This is a genomic window from Acidisoma sp. L85 (genome assembly GCF_009765865.1).
In the GTDB taxonomy this organism is placed as follows: domain Bacteria; phylum Pseudomonadota; class Alphaproteobacteria; order Acetobacterales; family Acetobacteraceae; genus Acidisoma.
The window spans coordinates 535,878-562,097 of record NZ_LMUQ01000061.1; the positions used below are offsets into that span (position 1 = coordinate 535,878).

Genomic DNA, 26,220 nt, shown 5'->3' on the forward strand with positions numbered 1-26,220 from the left:
CTCAGTGCCGCCGCTCATAGCTCACGCCGCGCGCCAGCCAGCAGCCGGCTTCCAGCCCCGCCACCTCGCCTCGCTCATCCCGGCGGAACTTCAGGGTCCAGTCGCCGGGCGGGTGAAAATCCAGCGCGCGCGGACAGGGCAGCAGCCAGCGGTCGGGACCAAACGGGGTGAGTTGCAGCATCTCGCCCTCGCCCAGCGCGCCCGAGAAAGCACCGTAAAGCGCGCCGCCGGACGAGGTGCAGGTGAGAGTCGCATCGAGTTCATCGGAGTGGAACAGGCCCTCGATATCCGGCGAAGCGTCGCCCGTGCACGGTATCAATGGCGCGTCGAGATTGTCCGACGGCCGGTTCAGCCAGAGCGTGTCTCCGCGACGATACAGCCGGTTGCCGCCGCCGCGGTAATCGCGCTGCGCGGTCGGCCACAGGATGTCGGGCAGCGGCCCATAATGAAATTGCAGGCTGCCGTCATGGACCGGCTCGACCCGAACCGAGAGGCCGCTCGCCGGTTCGATGTAGCGGCCGGCCCAGCCAGAACCCAGCGAGATCGCGGGCGTCTTCGGCTCCACTTCGCCCAGCGCCGCGCCGAGCAGGTCGAGCGCCGCCGCCTGCGGATCGGCCATGTGATTAAACAGGACGACGACGGAAACGCGCTCCGCCGGCACATAGAGGCGGAAGCTGCGGAAGCCGCGCAGGCCGCCGGCATGGCAGGTCGCCCGGCGGCCAAACAACGTCGCGTGGCTCAGCCCGAAGCCATAGAAGGCGGGCGCGCCGTTGCGGAAAACCTGCGGCGCCGAGAGCCGGTTGTAGAGGCCCTGCGGATCGTCGCGCGTGGCGTCGATGAAGCTCTCCCACGCGATCATGTCGTCCAGGGAGGCGGTGAGCCCGGCGTCGCCGGTCCAATGGATACGATTGACCGCCGGGCGGAAGCCGAATTCCGCCGATCCCTCATAGCCCAGCGTGCCGCCGGGAACTGTCGTGGTGACGGCGTTCAGCGCCGCATGGGGCATCGCGGCGCGATCGAAGATGCGATAGCGCAAAAGGTCGGCGAAGGACTGGCTGGTTTGCCGCTCGATAATCTCTGACAGAATGCGAAAATTCTGGTTCACGTATGAATAGGCGGTGCCCGGCTGGAAATGCAGCGTGCGCGTGCGGCCGATCAGGCGATGCGCATCCTGCGGCCCGAAAACACCCTCCACCGGCGCGCCGCATAGCATCGCGAGCGCCCAATAGTCCCGCAGCCCGGACTGGTTGTGGCAAAGATCGAGGATGCCGGGCGCCTCCTGCTGCAAATCCGGCATCAGGCGCCGCACTTCGTCATTCAGCGTGGTGGGCTCGGGGAACAGGTCGAGCAACAGGCCGCAGGTGAACTGCTTGGTGATCGAGCAGATCAGCGACATGGTTTGCGGCGTGAAGGGCAGCCGCTGCTCGGTATCCGCCCAGCCCCAGGCGTGCCGCACCAGCACCTCGCCATCCCGCAACACGGCGACGGCGCCGCCGGGTCCGGCATAGCGTCTCGGCAGAGCGCCGACCGCTCTTTCGAGACGGGTAAAGGTCGAGCCGCTATCGGTCATTCAGAAGATCCCGGGCGCTGTGGTGGCACGCCGAGCCTAACCTAGCGGCGCCGGACGGGGGAGGGGGAGGACTTGGCTCACCGTCATGGCACGCGAACGCCTGCAATCCACGCCTTTCGGGGCCGGGACCATCACCCGAGGAAGGCGTGGATGGCATGCCTTCGCATGCCATGACGTATTGAGGGCGTCGGCTGCGCCGCAGCCCGGCCTAGCCGCCTTTCGCGTAGATCTCCTTCGCATTATCGGCATCGATCCGACTCGTCGGCACCGTCACCAGGCGAGGCACCGAGGTTGCGCAGTCGATCAAGATCTTCTTGGCGAGATCCAGGGCCTCCGCCGCGCCGGTCGGATAAACGAAGGTCGCCGCCCATTCGCCATCCGCCACCGAGCGAATGCCGCCCGATGGACCCGGCAACCCATCCGTGCCGATGATCTTGACCTGGCCAAGCTTATTCGCCTGCTTGACAGCGATATAAGCGCCCGCCGCCGCCAGATCGTTGCTGGTATAGACCAGCTTGATGTCCGGATGGGCCTGCAGCATCGCGGAGAATACCGTCACCGCCTTGTCCTGCATCCAATCCACCGGCTGCGTCGCCACAACCGTGATCTTCGAATTGCCCGCAATGCCCGCCTTGAAGCCTTCGAGGCGTTCGATGGCGGGCGACGAACTCGGCAGCCCTTCGAGGATCGCGACCTCGCCGCCATCCGGCAGCAGTTTGGCGGCGTATTCGCCGGCCTCCTTGGCGATGGCGCGGTTATCGCCACTGACGAAGCTCGTGTAGTCATTGCCCTCGGTCGCGCGATCCATCTCGATGACCGGGATGCCGGCCTTGTAGATTCGGCTGACCGCCGGCGTCAGCGGTGCCGCCTCGAAGGCCGAGATGAACAGGATATCAACTTGTTGCGTCAGGAAGTTCTCGACTTGCGAGACCTGCGTATTGTCATTCGCCTGACCATCCGCGATCACCAGCTTGAACTGCGGATAGTTCTTCACCAGCGTTTGCAGGTCGTGGTTGACGTGCTCGCGATACGGCTCCTTGAAGTTCGCCTGGCTGAAGCCGATCACGTATTGGTTGTTGGGACCGCAGGTCTTGGCGATCGATTGCGCCGCCTGCGCACCCGGCGCGACCATCGCAAACGCGGCCGCCGCGAAAGTGGTGGCCATCAGCGAGGCTTTGACTGTCTTCATCTCATCTCTCCCCATTTTTAAGTTAGCGCGAGCTTCCGTCGCGTCCTCCGACGAGCGTTTGCAGCCCGGCCGCGAGAACGATGATCGCTCCCGTGGCGAGAAGCTGCATGGCGGCGCTCACGTCGTTGAGTTGCAAGATATTGGCGAGCGCGCCCAGCATGACCGCGCCCGCGATGGTGCCGATCATGCTGCCCGCGCCGCCGAACAGATCCGTGCCGCCGATCACCACCGCCGCGATGGCGCTTAATTCGTAGCCGGAACCGTCATTCGGGCTGCCGAAACTGAACTGTCCCGCATGTACGATGCCCGCGATACCCGCGCAAAGACCGCTGAGCCCATAGACGGAAATCTTGATCCAGCGCACCGGAATGCCCGAAAGCCGCGCCGCGCGCTCATTGCCGCCCACCGCGAAAACATAGCGGCCATAGCGTGTCTGGTTCAGCAGGAAGGTCGCGACAATCGCCAGCGCGAGAAAGACCAAGGTAGCGACCGGGAAAGTATCACCGAACAGCCGCTCGCCGAGGATCGCGAAGGCCGGCGGCGCGCTGCCTGGACCGTGGCCGTAATTGATGTTGATGAAGGTATTGTCGGAAGCGATCAGCGCCAAGCCACGCGCCGCCTGTAGCCCCGCCAGCGTCACGATGAACGCCTGGATGCGCAGCCGCGTCGAAAGATAGCCCTGCATCAAGCCGAAGAGTGTGGCGACGACGACCACCAGCGGCAGCGTCGTCGCCAGTCCCCAACCCTGGTTCACCAGCAGCGCCGCCGTCAGCACACTGGAAAGACCAAGCACGGCGCCGACCGAAAGATCGATCCCCGCCGCGATGATGACGAAGGTCATGCCGAGTGCGAGAATGCCAGTCTCGGAAATCGAGCGCACGATATTCGCGATATTCTCCGGCCCGAGAAACAGAATGTGGCCATGCCGGCGTGGCGAGAAAATGATGCCGCCGACCACCACGAGAATCAGGCCGAGCAGGCTCTGGAAGCGAATGAGATAGCTCAGCGGATGCTTGCGCGGTCGAGGCGCGGTGGCAGCGACCGGCGCAGGATTCTCCTCAGTCGCACCGCTCATGCTGCCTGAACCTCTCCAAGACTGTAGCGCCGCAAGGTTTCCTCGCTGACGCCGGCATCGAAACTCGCGACAGTGATGCCGCCATGCATGACGATGATGCGGTCGCAAAGGCCAAGCAGTTCGGGCAATTCCGACGATGCCACCAGAACACCGAGGCCGGCACTGGCGAGATCCCGAAGCTGGCGATAGATCTCGGCCTTGGCGCCGACATCGACGCCGCGCGTCGGCTCGTCGAGCAACAGCAGATGCGGGCCGCTGAGCAATTCCTTGGCGAAAACGACTTTCTGCTGGTTCCCGCCGGAGAGGTTGACGACGCGGGTGGAGGGCACGCGCGGCCGCACATCGAACCGGGAAAGCGCTGCCGACACCTCGGCCTGTTCGCGGGATGCGGAGGCGAGGCCCCAAGGGGTCACGCGCGGCAGCGTCGACATCACGATGTTCCGCGCGACCGACTGGCCGAGCACGAGCCCGGTGCCGCGCCGGTCATCCGTGACATAGGCCATGCCCGCGCGACGGGCCGTCGCCACTGAACCAAGCTTTACGGGCCGGCCGCCGATCTCGACCCTGCCGACCCAACGCCCCCGCGCCTCGAAGCCGTAGAGCGCCGACAGGAGTTCGGTGCGCCCGGCGCCCATCAAGCCCGAGAGGCCGACGATCTCGCCCTCATGCACGGTCAGCGAAACATCCTGCGGTGCCTGCCAGCCGGCGCGATCCACCAGGGGGACGAAGCGCGCATGCACGAGATTCAGAATCGGCTCGCCGAGCAGACCGGCGCGCGGCGGGAAAAGATCCTTGAAGTCCTTGCCGACCAGCATCCGCACCAGCTCAGCTTGCGGCGCATCGGGCGCCGCCTCGCCGACCACCCCGCCGTCGCGCATCACCGTCACGCGGTCGGCGATGCGCGGCACTTCCTCCAGCCGATGCGAGATGTAGATGATGCCGACGCCGCGCGCCCGAAGCTCTCGCACCGTGCCGAAGAGATATTCGGCCTCGGTCGCGGAGAGCGCCGCCGTGGGCTCATCCAGGATCAGAATTCGGGCCTCGGCAGCAAGCGCTTTCGCGATCGCAACAAGTTGCCGCTCGCCCATGCGAAGAGACGACACCAAAAGCGCCGGATCGAGACTGACGCCGGCGCGGCGCAATAGCTCATGCGCCTCCCGCATCATGCGCGACCGCGCCAGGGTGCGGATGCCCGTCAATTGTTCGTGGCCGAGGAAAAGATTGGCGGCGATGTCGAGCCCCGGAACGAGATCCAGCTCCTGCGGGATCATCACGATGCCGGCGGCATGGGCGTCCCTCGGCGTCTGGAAATTCACCGGAGCGCCATCGAGCGACATCGCGCCGTGGTCGGGCTGGGCCGCGCCGCTGATGATGCTCATGAGGGTCGATTTGCCGGCGCCGTTCTCGCCGAGCAGGACGTGGATCTCGCCCGCGGACAGGGTGAAGTCGACGCCGCGTAGCGCCTGCACTCCGCCGAACCGCTTCTCGATCCCTGACAGAACCAGGATGGGCAGGCTCATGCCCGCTGACCGTCCATTCGCACTCTCCCCGCGCCATCGGCCATCTCAGCCGCTCTCTTGCTTGTCGTTCACGCTAGGCTTGGGCAAGTCCTTGTCAAGCACGCGTCAGGGACCGCGCGGGAGTGGATATTCCGCCAGAGCGGGATGTCTTTGGCTTGAACCGTGCCCATTCCACGTCGTCATGGCATGCGAAGGCATGCCATCCACGCCTTCGGTCAGGCGCCATAACTGAGGCGTGGATGGCACGCCTTCGCGTGCCATGACGGATTCTCTGGATCGCGATTCAATACAAGACCACCACGCCCTACCCCGTCCGCGCCAACACATCCGCCACGCGCCGAGCCAGTTGCTCACGCTTGAACGGCTTTCCGATGAGTTGCACGCCCTCATCGAGACGGCCGTGATGCACGATCGAGTTTTCCGTGTAGCCGGACATGAAGAGCACCTTAACCCCCGGCCTCATTGCCGTGATGCGCCCCGCCATCTCGCGCCCGCGCAGCTCGCCCGGCAGCACCACGTCCGACAACACCAATGCGATGCTGTCGGCCTGGGCGGCGAAAACCCTGAGGCCTTCCTCGCCATCCGCCGCCTCCAGCACGCGATAGCCAAGATCGTTGAGGATAGCGACCGCTACCTCCCGCACCGCAGGCTCGTCCTCCACCACCAGGATGGTCGCCGAACCGCGCGGCAGAGCGATGGGCGGACCAGAGCGCTCCACAGCCTCGAAGGCGGCATTATGGGCGCGGGGCAGGTAGATACGTACCGTCGTACCCTGTCCCGGCTCGGAATAGATCTTCACGTGGCCACCCGACTGCTTGACGAAGCCGAAGACCATCGCGAGGCCGAGGCCGGTTCCCTTGCCGTCCGGCTTGGTCGTGAAGAATGGCTCGAAGACGCGGCGCGCCACCTCGGCGGTCATGCCATGCCCGGTGTCGGATACCGCGAGCATCGCGTAATCCCCCGCGTCAACCTCCGCGTGGCGGCGGGCGTAATCCTCGTCGAGCACCCGGTTGCCCAGCTCGATCGTCAGCCGACCCCCGCCGGGCATGGCGTCGCGTGCATTCAGCGCGAGATTGAGCACGGCGCTTTCCAACTGCGCGGCGTCCGCCATCGCGGGCCACAGTCCGGCAGTTTCGACGTATCGCACGTCGATGTGCTCGCCGAGCGTGCGCCGGAGAAGCGGCACCATCGCCGGCACGGTGGCGGTCAGATCCAGCGGCGCCGGCGCCAAGGGCTGCTTTCGCGCGAAGGACAGCAATTGCGCGGTGAGCGTGGCGCCGCGCTCGGCGGCCCAGGCGGCGCGCTCGATGCGAAGCTGCAGCGCCGGATCCGTGCCGAGCCTTGTCGATACCACTTCCAGATTGCCCATGATCACGGTGAGCAGGTTGTTGAAGTCATGCGCGATGCCGCCGGTGAGCTGGCCGATCGCCTGCATCTTCTGGGCCTCGCGCATAACGCTCTCGGCCTGCGCCCGCTTCGTCATATCGGTCACGGTGATCACGAAACCGCCATCCGGCATAGCGGTGCGACGCAACTCAAGCGTATGGCCGCCGGCCCGCATGCCCTCATAGACGGTCGCCTCGCCGAGACCGTGGCGCCCATGGCGGAGCTGATCTTCGGTTTCCAGGATCATCCCGTCTTCGGCGGCGTGCCCGGCTATGTCGGTATATCGCGTGCCGGGGCGGAGCATCGGCTCGGGTAGATCCAGCAGCACCTGGAAGCACTCGTTCCAGTTCGTGAGATGTCGCTCGACATCGAAGACCCCGACACCCTGGCTCAGACTGTCGAGCGAGACACGCAAGCGCTGCGCGGCGAGCCGCTCCTCCGATTCCGCCCGGTATGAACGCGACCATGCCTGATTGAGCAACCAGGCGGCATAGATCAGCGCCAGAATCGCGAGAGCGGTGCCGCCGAAGAAAAGCCAGCGGATCAGCAGGGCTCGCTCATCCAGCACCGCGAGGCGCTTGGCGAGCAGACTGTGTTCCTCGTTCGCCATGCCGGCGATCGTGGATTCAATCTCGACCATGAGATCGCGGCCGAGGTTGGTCTGGACGATCCGCAACGCCGCGGAAGCGCCGTCGTCGCGGCGGATCACGATGGTCTGGCTCATCTCCTCAAGCTTGCGCTGGACCAGGGGGCCCAAGGCCGCAAGCCGCGCCTGCTCGGCTGGATTGTCGGCCGTCAACTGGTTCAGCGCGGATTCCAAAAGGGTCACTCGCCCGAGAGCCGCGTTATATGGCTTGAGATAGTCCTCGTTTCCGGTCAGCAGGAAGCCACGCTGGCCGCTTTCGGCGTCGTGGATGCTGAGGTCCAGATCCTTTATGGCGCCGATCACACTATAACTGTGCTGCCACCATTGCCGCGCGCTGCGGGCCGCATTCAGGCGATCCCAGGTCGCGATGCCGACCAGCAGCAAAAGGACGACCAGAACTCCGAAACCGAGAAGATTAGCGCGGGTGACGATATACTTGGTCACTACTTACTCGCTGCGCCGCTTCTGGACCTAGGCGATCCGCTCTCCCGCGCGAGAAGGTCGGTCCCGGCGGTAGAGTGCACGCGAAGACGTCCCTAATTCAAGAATACTCGCGTGTCCCAGTACAGTGTATCCTGGTTGGGCGGAACCCCTCACGATTTCGCGCGCGCGCGGGGCCAGCGAGAGGTGGCGGCGAGGCAGGCAAAGAGGATCAGCACGGCGCCTGCCACGGTCCAGATCGCCGGACGCTCCGCGAAGAAGACGTAGCCGTAAATTGCGGCCCAAAAGAAGGCGGTGTATTCCAGCACACCCAACCGTCCCGCCGGCGCACGGGCATAGGCCCAGGCCATGCAATAATGGCCGCAGGTTCCCATCAGCCCCGAGACGACAAAAGCCAGCCAATGCGAGGCTGTCGGCGCCTGCCAATGGATCAGCATCACGGGCGAGATCAGCAAAAAGGCAAAGCAGTTCGACAGCATGACCAGCGTGCCGATGCGGTCGAGATGGCTCTGCTTCCGCATCAGGACGTTGGACAGGGCGTAGAAGAACGCGCAGCTCAGCGCCGCGAGGATCCCGACGAGGTCGAAGGCGCGGCGCGGATCAGCGATCTGGCCTTGGGCGATCACCACCACGCCGGCCAGGCCAATCACGATCCCCAACAGCGCACGCGGGGCAATCGGCTCCTTGAGCACGACGCGGCCAAGAAGCGAAAGCAGGAGCGGCGCGATGAAGGTGAGCGCGACAGCCTCGGCCAAAGGCAGGCGGGCGATGGCGGTGAAGAACGAGGCTGCGGTGATCAGCACCACGATGGAGCGGCTGAAGTTGCGACGAAGTGACCCGAGGCTCGGCGTCTTCTCTCGCGTTACAAAGAAGGCGAGCACCGCGAAGCCGGCCCCAGTCGCGTAACGCAGTCCGACGACCTCGCTGATCGGATAGACCGGGGAGACGACCTTCATGACGGCATCCATCGCCGACATGATCGCGATGCCGCCGGCAGCCGCCAGCACGGGGAAGATCGTCGTTTCGGTGCGGAACTGCATCGTCGGCGCTTCTAGCCGCCCGCGGCCGCGACGGGCCGCCGGCGCACAATGCTAGAGACTGACCTGACCCGGGATGTGCATCCCCGGCATCAGAACGTGCAGCACGAGCAAGACGAGCAGCACCGTGATGAGCAGGCCGAACACTCCGCCCAGCAGGCGCAGCGCCGCGACGATGAGGAGGATCGCCACGATCACCAGGATCGCCGCCTGGAGCTGTCCGTTGACCCCGGCATCGATCAACAGACGGCGGCAGAAGGTCTCGACCACGCCGATCACCGTCATGACCGCCGCGACCAGACGCAGCAACAGGGTCAGAACGAAATTGATCGCCGACATAACGCCTTGGTCCATCGTAAGATCCGAACTCTCTGCCCTGGCCGCATCCTAGCGGCGGGAACCACCGCAGGCGAGCCCAGCTGCCGCCCGTTCGCGCGCGAGGCGCTAGTGACGCAGCTCCGTCGCCACGCCGCCGGGGGGAAGCTGGTCGAATACCAGCAGCCGGACCGTCGCAGTGCCGACCGGCGTCGCGGAGTGCCAGACGTTGATCATCTCCACGATCACATCGCCCGGACCAAAGACCTTGGCCAAGCCGGTCTGCACATTGGTGATCTTCAGCCGGCCGGCCTGGACATAGCCGTAGCGGGCATAGGGGTGCCGGTGCACGGGAAGCACCGAGCCGGGCGGGATGACGTATTCCGACACGACCAACCGCACCGGTCCCGAAGGCAGAGTGATCGGCTGCCCGGCCGCCGTCTCCGTGCCGCTGAACAGCGTGGTGACGGTCACGGCGGGAGACTTCGCCTGCGCTCCAGCCAGCACCGGACCGAATGCGGTCGTGGCGAGAACGCCGAGAGCCAGGGCCGCGTTACGTCGTGTCATCGCCAACCTCCGTCGGGTGTCCCATGGCTTCACCGGCCGACTTGCCTTGGCGGAAAGGAGCCATGAAGGTGTCCGCCCGGCACAATCGGGGCAGCCCCTGTGCACCGAGCAGCCGTTTGCCAGATCCCGGCACCTTCGTCACCGCCCTCCTGTCTGAGATGTCACGGGCTCGACAGCGAATGATGAGCATCCCCCGCCTCTCCCACGGAAAGCTGATGCGACACGTGCCGCTTACGGTGCATCCCTGGTCGAAAGGCCGTATCGCCAAAAGGAGTATGTCCCCGCTAAAAACCGGTCACATCCTCGCCAGGTACGCCAAAAATATTTCCGCGCGCCTCTCTTCCGCACTACTTGATTAATTCTATGGCCGCGTCATCTGGACGCTCGGCTTTTTGAAATTCGACTACGTGACAAGACCACTGAGAGTTCGCGCCTTTGCGAGAATCATTGCGGAAAGCGAGAGATGGTAGAGCGCCTTCACATTGAAGCGGCAGAACTACATGACCAAGCGGCCAAAGCACATCGGGCGGCGGCCGAGAAGCATGGAACGAGCAACCATGGAGCCGCCAGCGAGTATTCTTCGCGGGCTCATGCCCACTCTGAAGCGGCCTATAAGGCATCTGCAAGGGCGCACGGAAAAAGCGCCTCGAAGGGACCGTAGGGACAGCTAGAACAATTTATATGCAGCGGGCTTTGCCGTCGAGACTGTTCACTCGCTTACGGTATCCGACAGACTGCCGCGAACGTAGTTAAGGCTCGCGCGCAGTGTCGTTTCTATCGCCGCCAACGCCACGGCCTCGGGCCGGCGCACCGGCAAGGCGTCCAGACCGCGATGGAGCCGAAGCGGAATCTCGATGCTGATGGGAAGCCCCGGGAAACCTGTTAGGCCAGACAAAACCGGTCGGTAGTCGATATCTCCGGCGCCAAGCGTCACAAAATACCAGCCACCCGCGCGCCGCTTGACATCCTTGATGTGGAAATGCGCGCTGCTCGGCAGGGCTAGCAAGCCGTCTTCCGCCGCATCTTTGTCGTCCTTCATGTGCGACACGCGATTGCCTGGATCGAAGTTGAGCCGCACCTGCGGCGACCCGATCGCGCGCACCAGTTCCACCCCGTCGGCCGCCGTGTTGACGAGATCATCCTCTCCGTTCCCCGGATTCTCCAGTCCGATGGTGAGACCGATCGCCGCGCCGTGTTGCGCGAGCGCATCGATGTTCATGCGGAATTGTTTCGCGCGGACGCGCAGGCTGGCATTGGTGTTGATGATCCCGGCGCCGAGCGTCCGCGCGAAATCCATGCGGCGCCGAAAGACTTCCAGCGCGTCCGGGGTGCCAAGATCCATGTGAGCGGAGACGGCGTGGCAGCGCAGACCGCTCGCGGCCATGGCTCGACGGTAAGCGGTGGCAGCGGTCTTGGAGAAAGCCTCTTCCGTGAAGGGTTCCGTATAGCCAACGATATAAGCTGGCTCGACATGGCTCACCCCGCAATTGGCGAGGCTGTCGAGGGTCGCGCCAAGCGGGTAGCCGTCATAGGGCGCAGCCGAAACCGAGAGAATGCGGTTGCCCATCAGAGATTAGGATACCGCGTTCCCAAGCACTGCGCAGGTCATCATCCAGCCGATGGCGTCAGCGATACTACAACCGTCGAAGGCAATGCTCAGCGGCGCGGGACGCAGCGAACCGGGAATGCGCGCGCAGATGTCGGCGAGCGTCACGCTGGTCAAGTCAAAGGCAACACTGCAAGGCTCGGATACGCGATAAGGCTTGATCTCACCGGCGCGCTTGACGGCGGCCTCCGCGCCCGCACGGATACGCTCGCGCGCGACCTGCGGCGAGAGCGAACGCGCCGCGCGCTGGCCGAGCGCCGTCTTCACGCGAACGAATTCGGCACCGGGAAACAGAGTGCCGCAGGTCCGCTCGGTCACGTCGTCACCCGAGAGCAGGATCACCGGCACGCCCATCGCACCACCATAGGCGCCGAAAAACATCGCCTCCGAGGCACGCTCGCCATTCAAGCGAACCTCGGTGAAGGCGCGCGAACTCACTGTATGAGCGAGCACGCCGTGATCGGCACCCGGCGCGTGATAGCCGACGCACATCGCACCGGCGTACGAGGGATCCAGACCCTCAAACATTGAGGCCATCTTGATATTGCCGCGGATGAGTTCGGCGCGCGGGTCGAGCAGGTCCGGGATGATGTTGACCATCGGCCCATGGCTGTCATTGACCAGCACCTCCGTCGCGCCGCCATCGAAGGCACCGGCGACCGCGGCATTCGCCTCTTCCGTCATCAGGCGGCGGGAGTGCTCGTATTCAAGATTACCCGGCTGGCCTTGCTCCGGGATCACGACGCCCGCAACGCCCTCAATGTCCATTGAGATGAAGATTTTCTTGGTCACGTCTTTGTCTCCTCCCGATCGACGGCGCTCAGGCCGACTAATCAAAGCGCCAGCGAAGCCTCAGCGTTGAACCGCTCCCACATCGCGCCATAGCCCTTATGCGCGAAACCATAAGTGCGGGACTGCAGGCGCTCGATCAGAGTATCCGTCGCACTGGCCGCCGTTTGCCAGCACCACTCCACGAATTCTGATTGCTCCTGTAGCGTGCCGGTTCGGACAGTCTCGGACTGGCGATGAAACTCCCGCTCGAGCACGTCGAATTCCGCGCGGATTTCCGGCTTGACCTCGCGGTAATGCGCCATCGCCCGGCGATGCAGCCGCTCATGCCGCCACCACAGCGTGCCGTCGGTATCGACGCCGCTTGGCTGAAGCCCAACGCTCGGTAGGGGAATGCCGAAGAACAGCGGCTTGAAGATCGACAGATCGGTGGCCGAGGTACCCGTCATCCACACCACGAGGCTATCCGCGCGCGTCTCGGTGATCATGGCACCGGTCGCGTGCCAGAAACGCTGCGGCGAGGGTCCGGCATGCATGCACAGTTTCGTCGAGCGATCGCCCTCGGTCACGTCATACGTTGCCTCGTCGCCGACATCCCGCAGCACCGCCGCCATGTCGTGCATCGTGATGCTGCCACGCCGCGCCGCGAGCAGCCCGGCGGCGCAGCTCTCACGCTCATCCGCGCCGCTGTCGTATTCGCGCGCGGGATCGACGAACATCGCGCGGAAATCCGGCTTGGTGCCGTTGGCCGTCAGCGAAGACAGGTCCCAATCCGCGCCGATCTGGATGCGGTTGGAGATCGCCTCCGTCGCTCGCGCCCGCCGCGCGGCCCAGTGATGGCCGGCGCAATTCACGATCCACGCCTCATGGCGATCGGCGATGAGCAAACCAGAATCGAAGCAGTAATTGCCCATCATTTGGCAGTTGCCGCCCTGGCCGAACTGCACGACATGCGCGCCGATGACATCCACCGCCTCACGCGCCGTCGTCGCGCGCTCCAGACCGAGGCGCAGGAGATCGAGCACGACAACCCCGTCCTTCTCGGCGCGCTGATTGGTGAAGATCGCCTCGTCACCGATCGCCACGCCATGCTCATTACAGCCGATCTCCCCGCCCCAGCTCCAGAAGGAACGGTCGAGGATGATCTCATGCGTATGGAGCGCTTGCGGGATCGTCATATGCGTCACGCGCACCGCCGCGCCGGGAAGGTAGTCGCGCGCCGGGAAACGCAGAATCTGCTGCGCCTCATTGACTTCGGTGTCGGCGTTTTTCGCCAGCAGCATCGCGCCGTCGGCTGTCGCCTCGGGCAGTGCTACGATCGTGTCGCACATCGCTTCTTCCTCTCAGCAGTCAGAACCGTTCGGCACGGTACGGCGTGGGATCGGTGAAGGGCTTGTCCCCCATCATCATCTCGGCGATGAGGCGGCCGGTGGTGGGACCGAGGGTGAGGCCGTGATGCGCGTGGCCGAAGGCATACCACAAACCCGGCTGGCCCGGCGCCGGCCCGATGATCGGCATCATATCCGGCGTGCAGGGACGCGCACCCAGCCAAGGCTTGGGATCGAGCGCTGTGCCCAGCGCCGGCATAAGGCGCCGCGCGGCGGGCTCTGCGCGGCCGAGCTGCACCGGGGTCGGCCGGGCATCGCGGTCGGCGAACTCCGCGCCGGTGGTCAGCCGGATGCCGCGCCGCATGGGCGCCAGCATATAGCCGTTGGTGACATCCAGCACCGGCCCGTTCAGTAGGGCGTTGCCGTCCGGCTTGTAATGCATGTGGTAGCCGCGCTTGACGAAAAGCGGCGCGTTGTAGCCGAGCGGCTTGGTGATCTCCGGGGCCCAGGCGCCCAGCGCAACTACCGCCCGCCGCGCCGTCACCGCGCCGTCATTAGTCCCGACCCGCCAGCCGCCGCCGCTCGCCGATAAGGTGCGCGCGTCGCCTACCCGCAACACACCGCCGAGCCGCTCGAACAATCCGACATAGGCGAGGGTCAGCGCATGCGGATCGCTGACCGCCACCGCCTGCTGCCAATGCAGCCCGCCCACCAAGCCTTGCCGCAAATGCGGTTCGTGCCGCGCCAATGCGCCCGCGTCGAGCGCCTGATGCGTGACGCCGAATTCGCGCTGCATGACCTCAGCTTCCGCCAGCGCTTCCTCAAGCTTGCGCGGATCCTCATGCGCCTGCGTCCAGCCGGTCGGGCGGAGCAGATCCATTGCACCCGCTGCCTCGGCGAGCGCCGCATGGTCATGCACGCTCTCGGCGATCAGCGGCGCGTAGAGGCGGGCGATGGCGAGGTAACGATCCCGCTGTGAGTGATGCCAATAGCGGAAGAAAGGCGAGACCAGGCGCGGCAACATCGACGGATGATAGAAAGCCTCGGTCGAGCGGTTGCGCGCGTAGCGGAAAAGCTCGGCGAGGCCGCGCGGGAAGATATGCGGGAACACCGCCTCGCGCTGGATGATGCCGGCATTGCCGAAAGAGGTCTCCTCACCCGGCGCCCGGCGATCGACCAGCACCACGCGCAACCCGCGCATCTGCAGATGCACCGCGACGGAAACACCGACGACGCCACCGCCTAATACGATGGCGTCGAACTCCTCCACGCGGTCACTGCACATGGTCGGCCGCGAAATGGCAGGCGGCCCAGCGGCGTCCGGGCAACGTCACACGCGGCGGAGGCGTCTCGCAGATCGACCGCGCCTCCGGGCAGCGCGTGCGGAAGGGACAGCCGCTCGGCGGATCGACGGCGCTTGGCGGCTCACCGGCCAGCGGCGCCTCGCTCGACACCGCCGAGGGGTCGGCGCGCGGCACCGCCGCCAGCAGCGCGCGGGTATAGGGATGCGCGGGATGCGCGAAGACCGCCGCGGTGGGTCCGTTTTCAACCATGGTGCCGAGATACATCACGCCCACGGTCTCGCAGAGATATTCGATCACGCCAAGATCGTGGCTGATGAACATAAGCGCGAGACCAAGGTCTCGCCGCAGATCCGCGAGTAGGTTGAGCACCTGCGCCCGTACGGACACATCCAGGCCCGACACCGCCTCATCCGCGACCAAAAGGCGCGGCCGCAGGGACAGCGCGCGGGCAATGCCGACGCGTTGCCGCTGCCCGCCCGATAGTTCGGAGGGGTACCGCGCTCCCGCCGAAGCCGGTAGGCCGACGCGTTGCAGCAGCCGCGCTACCTCCTCCGCCACTTCGCCACTCGGCACGACGCCGTGCAGTCGGATCGGCTCGGCGATGGCGGCACCGATGCGCATGCGCGGATTGAGCGAGGAATAGGGATCCTGGAAGACCATCTGAACCTGCCGCCGCAACGCGCGCTTACCGGCGGCATCGAGGCGCGCGATGTCCTGCCCGTCGAACAGGATCACCCCATCATCCGGCGGCAGCAGACCCAGCACCATGCGGCCGAGCGTCGTCTTGCCACAGCCCGACTCGCCGACCAGCCCGAAGCTTTCGCGCGGCGCTATGGTGAAACCAACGTTATGCGCCGCCTGCACGCGCCTCTGCGCTTGCCCGGCGAGCGCCGCCATCAGCGGCCGCCGCAGCGGGAAATACTTGTAGAGTGCCTGCACGGAGAGGAGCGGCGTCTCAGCCATGCCCCGCCTCCATCGGATGATAGCAGGCGAAGCCACCGCCGCCCGAATGCCGCGTCCAGGATGGGAATGTCGTCTCGCATACCGTGGAGCGGCGGGGGCAGCGCGGCGCGAACGGACAGCCGGGAGGTTTCTGCGCCGGATCAGGCGGCATACCGGCGATCGGGTGCAGCGGATGCGCGGCGCGGCTGCCGCGCGGGATCGAGTCCAGCAGCGCCACCGTATAAGGATGCGCGGGGGCCTTGAAGATGCGCGCGATCGGCGCTTCCTCGACAATGCGCCCGGCATACATCACCGCGACGCGGTCGCAGGTCTGCGCCACCACGCCAAGGTCATGCGTCACCAGGATCAGCGCCATGCCGAGCCGTTTGCGCAGATCCGAGAGCAGTCGCAGGATCTGCGCCTGGATGGTGACATCCAGCGCCGTCGTCGGCTCATCCGCCAGCAGCAAGCGCGGCGAGCAGGCGAGCGCGATGGCGATCGCCGTGCGCTGCCGCTGCCCACCCGAAAGCTCATGCGGATAGGCTGCCGCTATGCGCTGCGGATCGGGCAAGCCGACCAGCCGCATCACCTCCTGCGTGCGCTCGCGGCCACCGTCCCGGCCGCCTTTGCCGTGGGTGCGCAAACCCTCCGCCACTTGCTGGCCGACCGTGATGACCGGGTTGAGCGCGGTGAGCGGATCCTGGAACACCATGCCGATGCCGGCGCCGCGTATGGGCCGCAGCGTCGCCTCGGACGCCTGCGCCAGTTGGTTGCCCTCGAAAGCCACGGTTCCGGCGGTGATCCGCACGCGGGCCGCCAGCAGGCGGATCACCGCCCGGATGGTCGTGCTTTTGCCGCAGCCAGATTCGCCGACGATGCCGTAAGCCTCGCCCTGGCGCACCGCGAAGGACACATCCTCCACCAGCGGCACCGTCGCACCCCTGCGGGTGAGACCGATGCCCAGACCCTGCACTTGCAGAAGCGCGCCGCTCATCAGCGCCCGAGCTCCGGCCGCAACACATCCGCCAGGCCGTCACCGAGCAGGCTGAAGGACACCGCGAGCGCCACGATGGCAAGGCCCGGAAACGCGCTGATCCAGGGTGCCTGGCTCACGAAACTATAGCCGTCCGCGATGATCAGCCCCCATTCCGCCGCCGGCGGTTGCGCGCCGAGGCCGAGGAAGCCGAGCGAACTGCCCGTGAAAACCGCGAGGATGACATCCGAACTCGCATAGATCAGCGATTGCGTGATGACATTGGGCAGAACATGGCGGGCGAGGATGCGGGTATTGCCGAAACCCAGGATATTCGCCGCCTGCACGTAATCCATTTGCTTGACGACGAGAATTTCGGAGCGGGTGATGCGGGCATAGCTCACCCAGTTCACCACCGCGACGGCGATATACATATTCGTCAGGCCCGGCCCAAGCACGGCGACGATGGCGATGACCGCGACGAGGAAGGGAAAGGCGACAGCGACATCCGCAAGCCGCATCGACAGCCCGTCAAAGAAGCCGCCGAAGTAGCCGCCGATGATGCCAATGGTCGTGCCGATGATAAAGACCGGCACCACGCAGAACAGGCCGATCTGCAAATCCAGCCGTGTTCCATAGACGACCCGCGTAAAGACGCCGCGTCCGAGATTGTCGGTGCCGAACGGAAAGGCGAGGCTCGGCGGATGCAGCGAATGCATCAGATCCATCGTCGTCGGATCGCCGGTGAGCAGCATCGGTCCGAAGACCGCGAGCAAGATCCAGGCGATCAGCAGCCCGACACCGAGCTTGAGATTGCGGGGCCAGTTTCTCACCCGATCTGCGCCTTTCGCACACGCGGATCGAGCAGCATCTGGAGCAGATCGGTGGCGAGGTAGATCAGCACCACGATGACGCCAAAGATCAGCGTCACCATCTGGATCGTCGGGTAATCGCGCGTGTTGATCGAGCTGATCATGAGCTGGCCCAGACCGGGCACCGAGAAGACATTCTCCACGATCACCGTCGAGCCGACGAGGAAGCCGATGTTGAGACCCAGCACGCCAATCGCCGGCAGGATCGCAACTCGAAGGGCGTGGCGCAGCAACACCGCCCAGCCGCTCAGCCCCTTCGCGCGCGCCGTATCAATGAAGCCGGCACCCAGCGCCTCGGTCATGCTGCTGCGCAGGGCCCGCATCACCAGCGGCGCCACATTCAGAGAAATAGTCAGCGCGGGCAGGAACAGGTTGAACATCCGCTGCCCCCAGGTATTGCCATAACCGCCGATGGGGAAAATCTTGAAGGTGACCGATAGGAGCAGGATCAGGATGAAGCCCGTCCAATAGGGCGGCAGACCGACGCCCACGGTCGAGACGATCCGCACGACATGATCCGCCGCGCGGTCGCGCCGCGTCGCCGCGAGGATACCGGCGGGAACGGCGAGGACGAGCGTGAGCACGGTGCTATAGGCCAGCAGCAGCAGGGTCGGCACCGCGCGCTCTCCGACCAGCCGGGCGATCGGCTCGCCGTAGTAATAGGACTGCCCGAAATCGCCCTGCACCAGGTTGCGCAGGTAGATCAGATACTGCACCACGATACTGTCATTCAGCCCCAGCCGCGCCCGCACCGCCGCCAGCAAATCGGGCGTCGCATGAATGCCGAGGATGGCACGCGCCGGATCACCCGGAATCAGCCTCACGAGCAGAAAGACCGCGAGCGTGATCCCGAGCGCCACCGGGATCATCAGCAACAGGCGGCGAAGGATATAGCTCAGCATGAGGCGGGTCTCGCGGCCACCGCTGGCATCGTCAGCGGAGGGTGCCCTGCCAGGGACCGAGCAACCACGACTTGCTTGGGGCCAGCAGGCAAGGCGTGGATGGCACGCCTACGCGTGCCATGACGGGAGAGGCGTGGCGGTGGGAAGCCGTAGACCACCACCGTCATCCTCGGCGAAGGCCGAGGATCCACGCCTTCCTTGCGGTCCGAAGGGGTGCACGGCATAGGGCGTCCGACACGCCTATGTGTGCCATGACGAGGGAATCCTTGCGCCGCGAACCCAAGCCCGCGCCTCAGCTCTTCCAGACGTCTTCCAGCCAGTAATTGCCCGTCGGCAGAACCGCGAAGCCATGCACGCCGTCGCGCACCGCTGTCACCGCTGGCGTCCAGTAGAGCCAAAGGAATGGCGCGTCTTCGAAAATCTGGCGCTGCATGTCGAGATAGATTTGCTTCCGCTTACTCTCGTCCAGTTCGCCCAGCGCCTGTTTGGCAAGCGTGTTGACCTTGGCGTTGTTGTAGTAGGTCCAGACGGCGAAGGTGCCCTCGTCTCCGGCGCCCGCGAAGGCCACCAGTTCACAGGGGTCGAAGATGTCGCTGGTCATATAGCCCTGCGACATCTCGTAATCGGCGGAGGCCTGCTGGGCGTTAAGCGTATCCTGCTCCACCTGCTCGATCGACATCTTGATTCCCAGCGGCAAGACCATCTGCTGGACGATTTGCGCCACCTGATTGAAGATCGTGTCGCCCGCGTAGATCTTGCACTTGACCGGGAAACCATTCGGCATGGTGCTCGCCGCCATGAGTTGCTTCGCTTTGGCGAGGTCGTAGGGATAGGGCTTGTTCTCGGTATCGGCGAGGAACATCTTCGGCAGGAAGGTCGTCGGCACCTCGCCATAGCCGAATAGCACCGCCTTGATAATCGCCTCGCGATCGACCGCGTAATTGAAAGCCTGGCGAATCTTTACATCCTGGAACACCGGCAGCTTCTCGTTCCACTGGAACCAGTCGATGCGATCATAGGTCGCGACCTGAACATCCAATCCCGAAACATGCTTAAGTTTGTCGATCTGGTTAAAGGGCACCTGCGTGCCGACGTCGATCTCACCGGACTGCACCTTCAGCATCCGAACATTGTCGTCGGCGATGACCGACAGCACCACGGTATCGAGATAGGGGCGGTTCGGATCCCAGAAATGCGGGCTCCGCTGCATCGTGCAGCTGTCGCCCTTCTTCCACTCCGTCAGCATAAAGGGCCCCGACCCGATCGGCTTGTCGCCGAAAGTCTTGACGCCGACCTTGTTGAAATAGGCCTTCGGCACGATGCAGGCGCCATGCACGGAGACGGCCGCCAGGAAAGGCGCCCAGTCCTGCTGCAGCTTGAAGACGATGGTGTGTTTGTCCGGCGTCTCCATGCTGAGCTTGGGAAACAGCGACGCGGCCCAAGAATCCTTGTCGTAAATCGCGCGCTGGAACGAGAATTCGACATCCTCGGAGGTGACGGGCGTGCCGTCCGAGAAGGCGGCGTTCTCCCGGAGGTGGAAGGTGTAGGTGCGCTTGTCGTCCGATACGTCCCAGCTGCTGGCGAGATCCGGAACCACGTTGTCGCCGCCCGGGCTGGTGCGGATGAGTAGCTGGAAGATCAGCAGCTTCGCCCAGATCGACATGTTGTCGGTGGGCACCACCGGCTCAAAGGACACTACGTCGGCGGTGCGCGCCATGGTGAGGGTCCCGCCCTTCTTGGGCGTATCGGCATAGGCGCCCGACCGCGGAAGGCCGACGCCGACGGTCGCGGCGGCCATCCCTAGGCCGGTGGTCGCGAGCAGGCGGCGACGCGAGAACAGGAAAGCGGAGAGAGGATCGGTCGGAAGCGCCATCGTCAAAGCCCCTCAATGTCTGAAAACGTCGCGCATTTCCGATCTCTCCGAGACGGCGTGTCAAGAACTTCGTTCTTGGGCTGTTTCGCTTCTCCGTGGCTCAATTGCTATGCAAAGCATCCTATTCTTGCACCACATTTAATTTTGGAACGCACCAAAGCTGCATCAAAAAACGGCAGCTGGCTCATGAAAACCCACCCCCGGCCCTTCCTTTTCAGGGGCGGGAGTTCGCGTCTCTTCACCCCTCCCTGCAAGGGAGGGGCTGGGGGTGGGTTTCTTATGTGCCGAAAGGCTCGGGGCTCCAGGCTCGCAAGGAGCAGGCCACCAAGGCCACGCCCTACCCGCACCTGCCACCCTCGCCCCGTCCCTTGCCGTTACGCGCGCGCTGCGATTAGGGTCCGCGCCCAGGACGCGACCTAGGGGATACCAAGATGGCAACGAAACCCGTTTATCAGCCAGCCGCCGATCGCTACGGCGCCATGCCATACCGCCGCTGCGGCAGATCCGGCCTCGACCTGCCGGCGATCTCCCTCGGCCTGTGGCATAATTTCGGCGGCGAGGATGTCTTCGAGACCGGCCGGGCCGTGCTGCGCCGCGCCTTCGACCGTGGCGTGACCCATTTCGACCTCGCCAATAACTATGGCCCTCCCTACGGCTCGGCCGAAGAAAACTTCGGCGTCTATATGGAGCGGGACTTCAAGCCCTACCGCGACGAGCTGATCATCAGCAGCAAGGCCGGCTGGGACATGTGGCCCGGCCCCTATGGCGTCGGCGGCAGCCGCAAGTATCTCATCGCGAGCTGCGAGCAGAGCCTCAAGCGGATGAACCTCGACTATGTCGATATTTTCTATTCGCATCGCCCGGACTTCTCGACGCCGCTCGAGGAGACTATGGGCGCCCTAGCTCAGCTCGTTCGGCAGGGCAAGGCGCTGTATGTCGGCATCTCCTCCTACGGGCCGGAGCGGACCCGCAAGGCGGCGGCGATCCTCAAGGATCTCGGCGTGCCGCTGTTGATCCACCAGCCCTCCTATTCGCTGGTCAACCGCTGGATCGAGGACGACCTGCTCAGCACGCTGGAGGATATCGGCGCGGGTTCGATCGTCTTCTCGCCGCTCGCCCAGGGGCTGCTGACCGACAAATATCTGAACGGTGTGCCCGCCGGCACCCGCGCTTCCAAGGGCACTTCCTTCGCGCAGGAGCTGCTGACCGAGGAGAATCTTGCCCGCGTGCGGGCGCTGCACGCTATCGCCCAGAAGCGCGGCCAGTCTCTGGCGCAGATGGCGATCGCCTGGGTGCTGCGGCTGCCCGGCGTGACCTCCGCGCTCATCGGCGCGCGCAATGTGCATCAGCTCGACAATGCGCTCGACGCGCTGAAGACCGCGACCTTCTCCGCCGCGGAACTCACCGAGATCGACCGCCACGCCACTGAGGGCGGCATCGATCTGTGGCGCGAGGTCGCCACGCGCGGCGACTGAACCACGCCTGCCCGCCGCGGTCTCACACACCGCGGCGGACAACTTCCAAGTCGGCCCCTTCCGCCGGAAAGGCTTGCAGTGACAGACGCCATCGAAGCCGTCCAAGTCGTTCCCTCGCCCAACCTCGCCGCGACCGGAGCGCCGCCCTATGCGGTGGGTGCCACGATCTCGCTGCAGGAACAGCAGTTCCGAACGCTGAAGAATGGCGACATGTTCGGCGTCTTCGACCTGACGGGAAGCATCAGTGACGGCGGCACCGAGGGCCTCTACAACCGCGATACCCGCCACCTTTCCCGCTTCGACCTGCGGATCGGCGGCGGCCGGCCGATCCTGCTGAGCTCGACCTTGCGGGACGACAATGGCTCGCTGACATGCGACCTCACCAATCCTGATCTGTCGATTGGCGACAAAGTCGTGCTGGAGCACGACACCATCCATATCCGCCGTTCGCGTTTCCTGATCAACGCGACATGTTTCGAGCGGATGGCGGTGCGCAATTTCTCGGCCTCGCCGCAGCTCCTCCGCCTGGAACTTTTCTTCGACTCCGATTTCGCGGATCTTTTCGAGGTGCGCGGCACACCGCGTGAGCATCGCGGTACGCGCCTGCCGACCGAAATCACCGAAACCGGGGTCGTTCTGGGTTATCTCGGCCTCGATGATCGCAAGCGTTACACACGAATCCGCTTCGATCCTGCGCCGACAACGCTGGAACCCAATCGCGCGGTGTTCGACCTCATGCTGCAGCCGCACGAGCGCGCGCTGATCTTCTTCGAGATTACGTGCCACGACGGTACTTTCCCGATCCGGGGGGTGCGCGAGAATTTCATGCTGTCGATGATCGAGGCGCGGCGCTGGATGCGCGCGAACTCAGCCCAGGCGGCGGCCATCGCGAGCTCGAACGAAGTCTTCAACGAGGCGATCCGCCGCTCGATCTGCGATCTTTATATGCTGATCACGCAGAAGCCGACCGGCCTCTACCCCTATGCCGGAATTCCCTGGTTCAGCGCGCCCTTCGGCCGTGACGCGCTCATCACCGCGATGCAGACGCTGTGGCTAGACCCGAGTATTGCGCGGGGCGTGCTGAGCTACCTCGCGGAGAACCAGGCGACGGAGGTGGACGCAGCGGCGGATGCCGAGCCCGGCAAAATCCTGCACGAGGTCCGGCACGGCGAAATGGCCCTGCTCGGCGAAGTGCCTTTTGCTCACTACTATGGCAGTGTCGATAGCACGCCGCTTTTCGTCATGCTGGCCGGCGCTTATGTCGAGCGCACACATGATGACACCACCGCGCGCCGGTTGTGGCCGCATCTCGAAGCCGCCATCGCCTGGATTGACAATTACGGCGACCGCGATGGCGATGGCTTCGTCGAATATTATCGCGCGACGGAGAATGGTCTCGCGAACCAGGGCTGGAAGGATAGTTGGGACAGCGTCTTCCACGCCGATGGCACGCTCGCAAAAGGCTCGATCGCGCTTTGCGAAGTGCAGGGCTATGTCTATGCCGCGCGCCGTGCGATGGCGCTGATCGGCCGCCGCCTCGGACATGCGGATGTCGCCACGGTGCAGGACCAGAAGGCCGAGGCTTTGCGTGTCGCTTTCGAGGCGAGCTTCTGGTGTGAGGAAATCGGCACTTACGCGCTGGCACTCGATGGCGAGAAGAAGCCTTGCCGCGTCCAGACCTCGAATGCCGGTCAGGTTTTGCTTTCGGGAATTGCCTCGCCTGACCGCGCGGCGCGGGTGACAGAGGGCCTCATGGCAAGCCGGTTCTTCACTGGCTGGGGCGTGCGCACCGTCGCCACGACAGAGGCGCGCTACAATCCGATGGCCTATCACAACGGATCCGTCTGGCCGCATGACAATGCGATGATGGGCATGGGCCTGTCGCGCTATGGCCACACCGCGGCCGTCGCGAAAATCTTCCACGGCATTTTCGATGCGGCGCTTTACATCGAGCTACGCCGGCTGCCCGAATTGTTTTGCGGCTTCGCGCGCCGGCGCGGCCAGGGTCCGACCTTCTACCCGGTCGCCTGCTCGCCACAGGCTTGGGCGGCGACCGCGCTGCCCGCTTTGCTGCAAGCGTGCCTCGGCATCAGCTTCGATCCGGCGGAACGCTCGGTCACCTTCAACAAGCCGACGCTGCCGGATTTCCTCGATGAGGTAACGCTTTACAACCTCATGCCTGGCCTGGGACCCGACAAGATCAGCGTTGTCCTGCGGCGCGTCGGCACGGAGGTCGCAATGAACGTCATCGCGCGCTCTGGCGATGTGCATGTGCTGATGCGGAGCTAATTGCCCCGACGTCATCCTCGGCGAAGGCCGAGGCATTCGCCGAGCATGACGATACGTCCGCCGCGCCGCGTTTTTGCGCCGCGCCTACCTCAGACGACGCTCAGATGAACGTCCAGGTTATTGCGGGTAGCGTTAGAGTATGGGCACACCTGATGCGCCTTTTCGACCAGCGCCTGGGCTTCCGCTTTGTCGATGCCCGGCAATGACACCGCCAGCGCCACGTCGAGACCGAAGCCACCTTCCGAGCGCGGGCCGATCCCCACAGTCGCGGTAACGGTCGCATCGTCCGGCACCTTGGGGCCGCCCTGGGCCGCGACGAATTTCATCGCGCCGAGGAAGCAGGCGGAATAGCCGGCCGCGAAAAGCTGCTCCGGGTTATTGCCGGTGCCCCCGCCACCGCCGAGTTCTTTTGGCGTGGACAAACGCACATCGAGCGCATTGTCCTTGACGATGGAACGCCCATCGCGTCCGCCCGTCGCCGTCGCGGAGGTCGTGTAGAGCACGTTCGTAGGCATTGTCTGTCCTCCAACAAAATCGAAACGCGCTCGCATCATAGCCGAAGGCCGTGCAAGACGAGAAGACCAGTCGGCTGCCGAACGACAGCCGCCCGCAGTCCCGTTACTCCGCGGCGGCCGCGACGTTGGCGGCGGTGGTCGGTGCGGAAGCCTCGCTCGTATGGATGCGGCGGATTGCCTCCCTCACACCCTCGGCCCAAGCGGGATCGGCGCGGTGGAAATGCTCGATCTGCCGGTCGATGATGTAAGGCGGCACGCCCTGCATCGCACCCGCGATGTTATCGAAAAGACGCTTGCGCTGCCCTTCGTCGAACATGCGGAACAGGTTGCCCGGCTGCGCATAGTCATCGTTGCCATCGCGATGATTGTAGTGGTCGGCATCGCCGTGAATACGCAGTGGCGGCTCTTTGGTGGACGGCGCCTCCACCGGGCCATCGAAGGAATTGGGCTCGTAATAGGCGTCCGTGCCGCGCGGCGCGTCGAAACGCATCGGGCCGTCGGCATGGTAGGTATGGACGGGAACCTTCGGCTTGTTAACAGGCAGCTTCTCGTAATGCGTGCCGACGCGATAGCGATGCGCATCGGCATAAGCAAAGATGCGGCTCTGCAACACCTTGTCCGGCGAGTAGCTGATGCCGGGCACGACATTGGACGGCGAGAAAGACGCTTGCTCGATCTCCGCGAAATAATGCTCGGGATTGCGGTTGAGCTCGAACTCGCCGACATGGATCAATGGATATTCGCCATGCGGCCAGACCTTTGTGAGGTCGAAGGGATTGTAGCTGGTCTTCTCGGCATCGGCCTCGGGCATGATCTGGACGAAGAAGGTCCATTTCGGAAAGTCGCCGGCCTCGATCGACTCGTACAGGTCGCGCTGGTGGCTTTCACGATCATTCGCGATGACGGCGTTGGCTTCCTCGTTGGTCCAATGCTTGTGACCCTGCTGGGTCTTGAAGTGGAATTTCACCCAGTAGCGCTCACCGGCGTCGTTCCACAGGCTGTAGGTGTGGCTGCCATAGCCGTTCACGTGACGGTAGCTGGTGGGCAGGCCGCGATCGCTCATCAGGATGGTGACCTGATGCAGACTCTCCGGGCTCAGCGACCAGAAATCCCACATCGCGGTGGGCGAACGCATATTGGTGCGCGGATGGCGCTTCTGCGTGCGGATGAAGTCCGGGAATTTCATCGGGTCACGGATGAAGAAGACCGGCGTGTTATTGCCGACGAGGTCCCAATTGCCCTCCTCGGTATAGAACTTCAGCGCGAAGCCACGCACATCGCGCTCGGCATCCGCCGCGCCACGCTCGCCGGCGACGGTGGAGAAGCGCAGCAGCAAGTCAGTCTTGGAGCCGGGGGTGAAGACCTTGGCGCGAGTATATTTCGTAATGTCGCCCGTGATCGTCAGCGTCCCATAGGCGCCGGAGCCCTTGGCATGGACGACCCGCTCGGGGATGCGCTCACGGTTCTGGTGAGCCAGCTTCTCAAGCAGCTGGTAGTCCTGCAACAAAATCGGGCCGCGCGCGCCGGCGGTGATGCTGTTTTGGTTGTCGGGGACGGGTGCGCCCGCCGTGCTGGTGAGCGTGGGGCGTGTCACATCATCGGGCAT

The 26,220-nt window shown here is 64.6% G+C and carries 21 protein-coding genes; 2 read left to right on the top strand and 19 right to left on the bottom strand.

Annotated elements, in window-relative coordinates; genetic code table 11:
- Window position 1 precedes the first annotated feature (1 nt).
- The 17 genes from GSQ83_RS20900 to GSQ83_RS20980 all read right to left on the bottom strand — a co-directional run bounded on the left by GSQ83_RS20900 (window position 2) and on the right by GSQ83_RS20980 (window position 20,335).
- The gene (locus GSQ83_RS20900; protein ID WP_158804782.1) at window positions 2-1,570 is read right to left on the bottom strand and encodes a D-aminopeptidase; all 1,569 of its coding nucleotides are present in this window, start codon (window positions 1,568-1,570) and stop codon (window positions 2-4) included.
- A 208-nt stretch (window positions 1,571-1,778) separates the two neighbouring features.
- The gene (locus GSQ83_RS20905; protein WP_174246703.1) at window positions 1,779-2,759 is read right to left on the bottom strand and encodes a substrate-binding domain-containing protein; all 981 of its coding nucleotides are present in this window, start codon (window positions 2,757-2,759) and stop codon (window positions 1,779-1,781) included.
- Window positions 2,760-2,781: 22 nt separating this feature from the next.
- Window positions 2,782-3,834, bottom strand: a complete 1,053-nt coding sequence (locus GSQ83_RS20910; protein WP_158804784.1) for an ABC transporter permease — start codon at window positions 3,832-3,834, stop codon at window positions 2,782-2,784.
- Entirely contained in the window at window positions 3,831-5,354 is a 1,524-nt protein-coding gene (locus tag GSQ83_RS20915) for a sugar ABC transporter ATP-binding protein (protein ID WP_158804785.1), read from the bottom strand. The genes GSQ83_RS20910 and GSQ83_RS20915 overlap by 4 nt, the downstream gene beginning before the upstream one ends.
- Before the next feature lie 304 nt (window positions 5,355-5,658).
- The gene (locus GSQ83_RS20920; protein ID WP_158804786.1) at window positions 5,659-7,830 is read right to left on the bottom strand and encodes a CHASE3 domain-containing protein; all 2,172 of its coding nucleotides are present in this window, start codon (window positions 7,828-7,830) and stop codon (window positions 5,659-5,661) included.
- Between the two features lie 149 nt (window positions 7,831-7,979).
- Window positions 7,980-8,867 carry a DMT family transporter gene (locus tag GSQ83_RS20925; RefSeq protein ID WP_158804787.1) on the bottom strand — a complete coding sequence of 296 codons (888 nt, stop codon included), beginning with the start codon at window positions 8,865-8,867 and terminating at the stop codon, window positions 7,980-7,982.
- Window positions 8,868-8,918: 51 nt separating this feature from the next.
- Window positions 8,919-9,218 (bottom strand): hypothetical protein, encoded by a 300-nt coding sequence (locus GSQ83_RS20930; RefSeq protein ID WP_158804788.1) that lies wholly within the window; start codon window positions 9,216-9,218, stop codon window positions 8,919-8,921.
- A 90-nt stretch (window positions 9,219-9,308) separates the two neighbouring features.
- A complete protein-coding gene (locus tag GSQ83_RS20935) occupies window positions 9,309-9,746 on the bottom strand; it encodes a cupin domain-containing protein (protein WP_158804789.1) in 438 nt (145 codons plus the stop codon).
- Window positions 9,747-10,455: 709 nt separating this feature from the next.
- Entirely contained in the window at window positions 10,456-11,313 is an 858-nt protein-coding gene (locus tag GSQ83_RS20940) for a sugar phosphate isomerase/epimerase (RefSeq protein ID WP_158804790.1), read from the bottom strand.
- 6 nt (window positions 11,314-11,319) lie between these two features.
- Complete coding sequence (locus GSQ83_RS20945; RefSeq protein WP_254065809.1) at window positions 11,320-12,144, bottom strand: M55 family metallopeptidase; 825 nt, start codon at window positions 12,142-12,144, stop codon at window positions 11,320-11,322.
- Window positions 12,145-12,185: 41 nt separating this feature from the next.
- Window positions 12,186-13,472 (bottom strand): C69 family dipeptidase, encoded by a 1,287-nt coding sequence (locus GSQ83_RS20950; protein ID WP_158804791.1) that lies wholly within the window; start codon window positions 13,470-13,472, stop codon window positions 12,186-12,188.
- A 19-nt stretch (window positions 13,473-13,491) separates the two neighbouring features.
- Window positions 13,492-14,754, bottom strand: a complete 1,263-nt coding sequence (locus GSQ83_RS20955; protein WP_158804792.1) for an FAD-binding oxidoreductase — start codon at window positions 14,752-14,754, stop codon at window positions 13,492-13,494.
- Window positions 14,744-15,736, bottom strand: a complete 993-nt coding sequence (locus tag GSQ83_RS20960; protein WP_158804793.1) for an ABC transporter ATP-binding protein — start codon at window positions 15,734-15,736, stop codon at window positions 14,744-14,746. Before GSQ83_RS20960 ends, GSQ83_RS20955 begins: the two co-directional genes overlap by 11 nt.
- Window positions 15,729-16,709, bottom strand: a complete 981-nt coding sequence (locus GSQ83_RS20965) for an ABC transporter ATP-binding protein (protein ID WP_158804794.1) — start codon at window positions 16,707-16,709, stop codon at window positions 15,729-15,731. Before GSQ83_RS20965 ends, GSQ83_RS20960 begins: the two co-directional genes overlap by 8 nt.
- Window positions 16,709-17,521 carry an ABC transporter permease gene (locus tag GSQ83_RS20970; RefSeq protein ID WP_216850403.1) on the bottom strand — a complete coding sequence of 271 codons (813 nt, stop codon included), beginning with the start codon at window positions 17,519-17,521 and terminating at the stop codon, window positions 16,709-16,711. The genes GSQ83_RS20965 and GSQ83_RS20970 overlap by 1 nt, the downstream gene beginning before the upstream one ends.
- Window positions 17,518-18,462 (bottom strand): ABC transporter permease, encoded by a 945-nt coding sequence (locus GSQ83_RS20975; protein ID WP_158804795.1) that lies wholly within the window; start codon window positions 18,460-18,462, stop codon window positions 17,518-17,520. The genes GSQ83_RS20970 and GSQ83_RS20975 overlap by 4 nt, the downstream gene beginning before the upstream one ends.
- 292 nt (window positions 18,463-18,754) lie before the next feature.
- Entirely contained in the window at window positions 18,755-20,335 is a 1,581-nt protein-coding gene (locus GSQ83_RS20980; protein WP_158804796.1) for an ABC transporter substrate-binding protein, read from the bottom strand.
- 431 nt (window positions 20,336-20,766) lie between these two features.
- On the opposite strand from GSQ83_RS20980, the gene mgrA reads away from it, so the two are divergent.
- A complete protein-coding gene (gene mgrA, locus GSQ83_RS20985; RefSeq protein WP_158804797.1) occupies window positions 20,767-21,810 on the top strand; it encodes an L-glyceraldehyde 3-phosphate reductase in 1,044 nt (347 codons plus the stop codon).
- 78 nt (window positions 21,811-21,888) lie between these two features.
- Window positions 21,889-24,099, top strand: coding sequence for an amylo-alpha-1,6-glucosidase (locus GSQ83_RS20990; RefSeq protein WP_254065810.1), 2,211 nt, complete (start codon window positions 21,889-21,891; stop codon window positions 24,097-24,099).
- Between the two features lie 89 nt (window positions 24,100-24,188).
- On the opposite strand, the gene GSQ83_RS20995 is transcribed toward GSQ83_RS20990, so the two are convergent.
- Both GSQ83_RS20995 and GSQ83_RS21000 read right to left on the bottom strand, forming a co-directional pair.
- The gene (locus GSQ83_RS20995) at window positions 24,189-24,614 is read right to left on the bottom strand and encodes an organic hydroperoxide resistance protein (RefSeq protein WP_158804798.1); all 426 of its coding nucleotides are present in this window, start codon (window positions 24,612-24,614) and stop codon (window positions 24,189-24,191) included.
- A gap of 103 nt (window positions 24,615-24,717) precedes the next feature.
- Window positions 24,718-26,220 (bottom strand): catalase, encoded by a 1,503-nt coding sequence (locus GSQ83_RS21000; RefSeq protein ID WP_158804799.1) that lies wholly within the window; start codon window positions 26,218-26,220, stop codon window positions 24,718-24,720.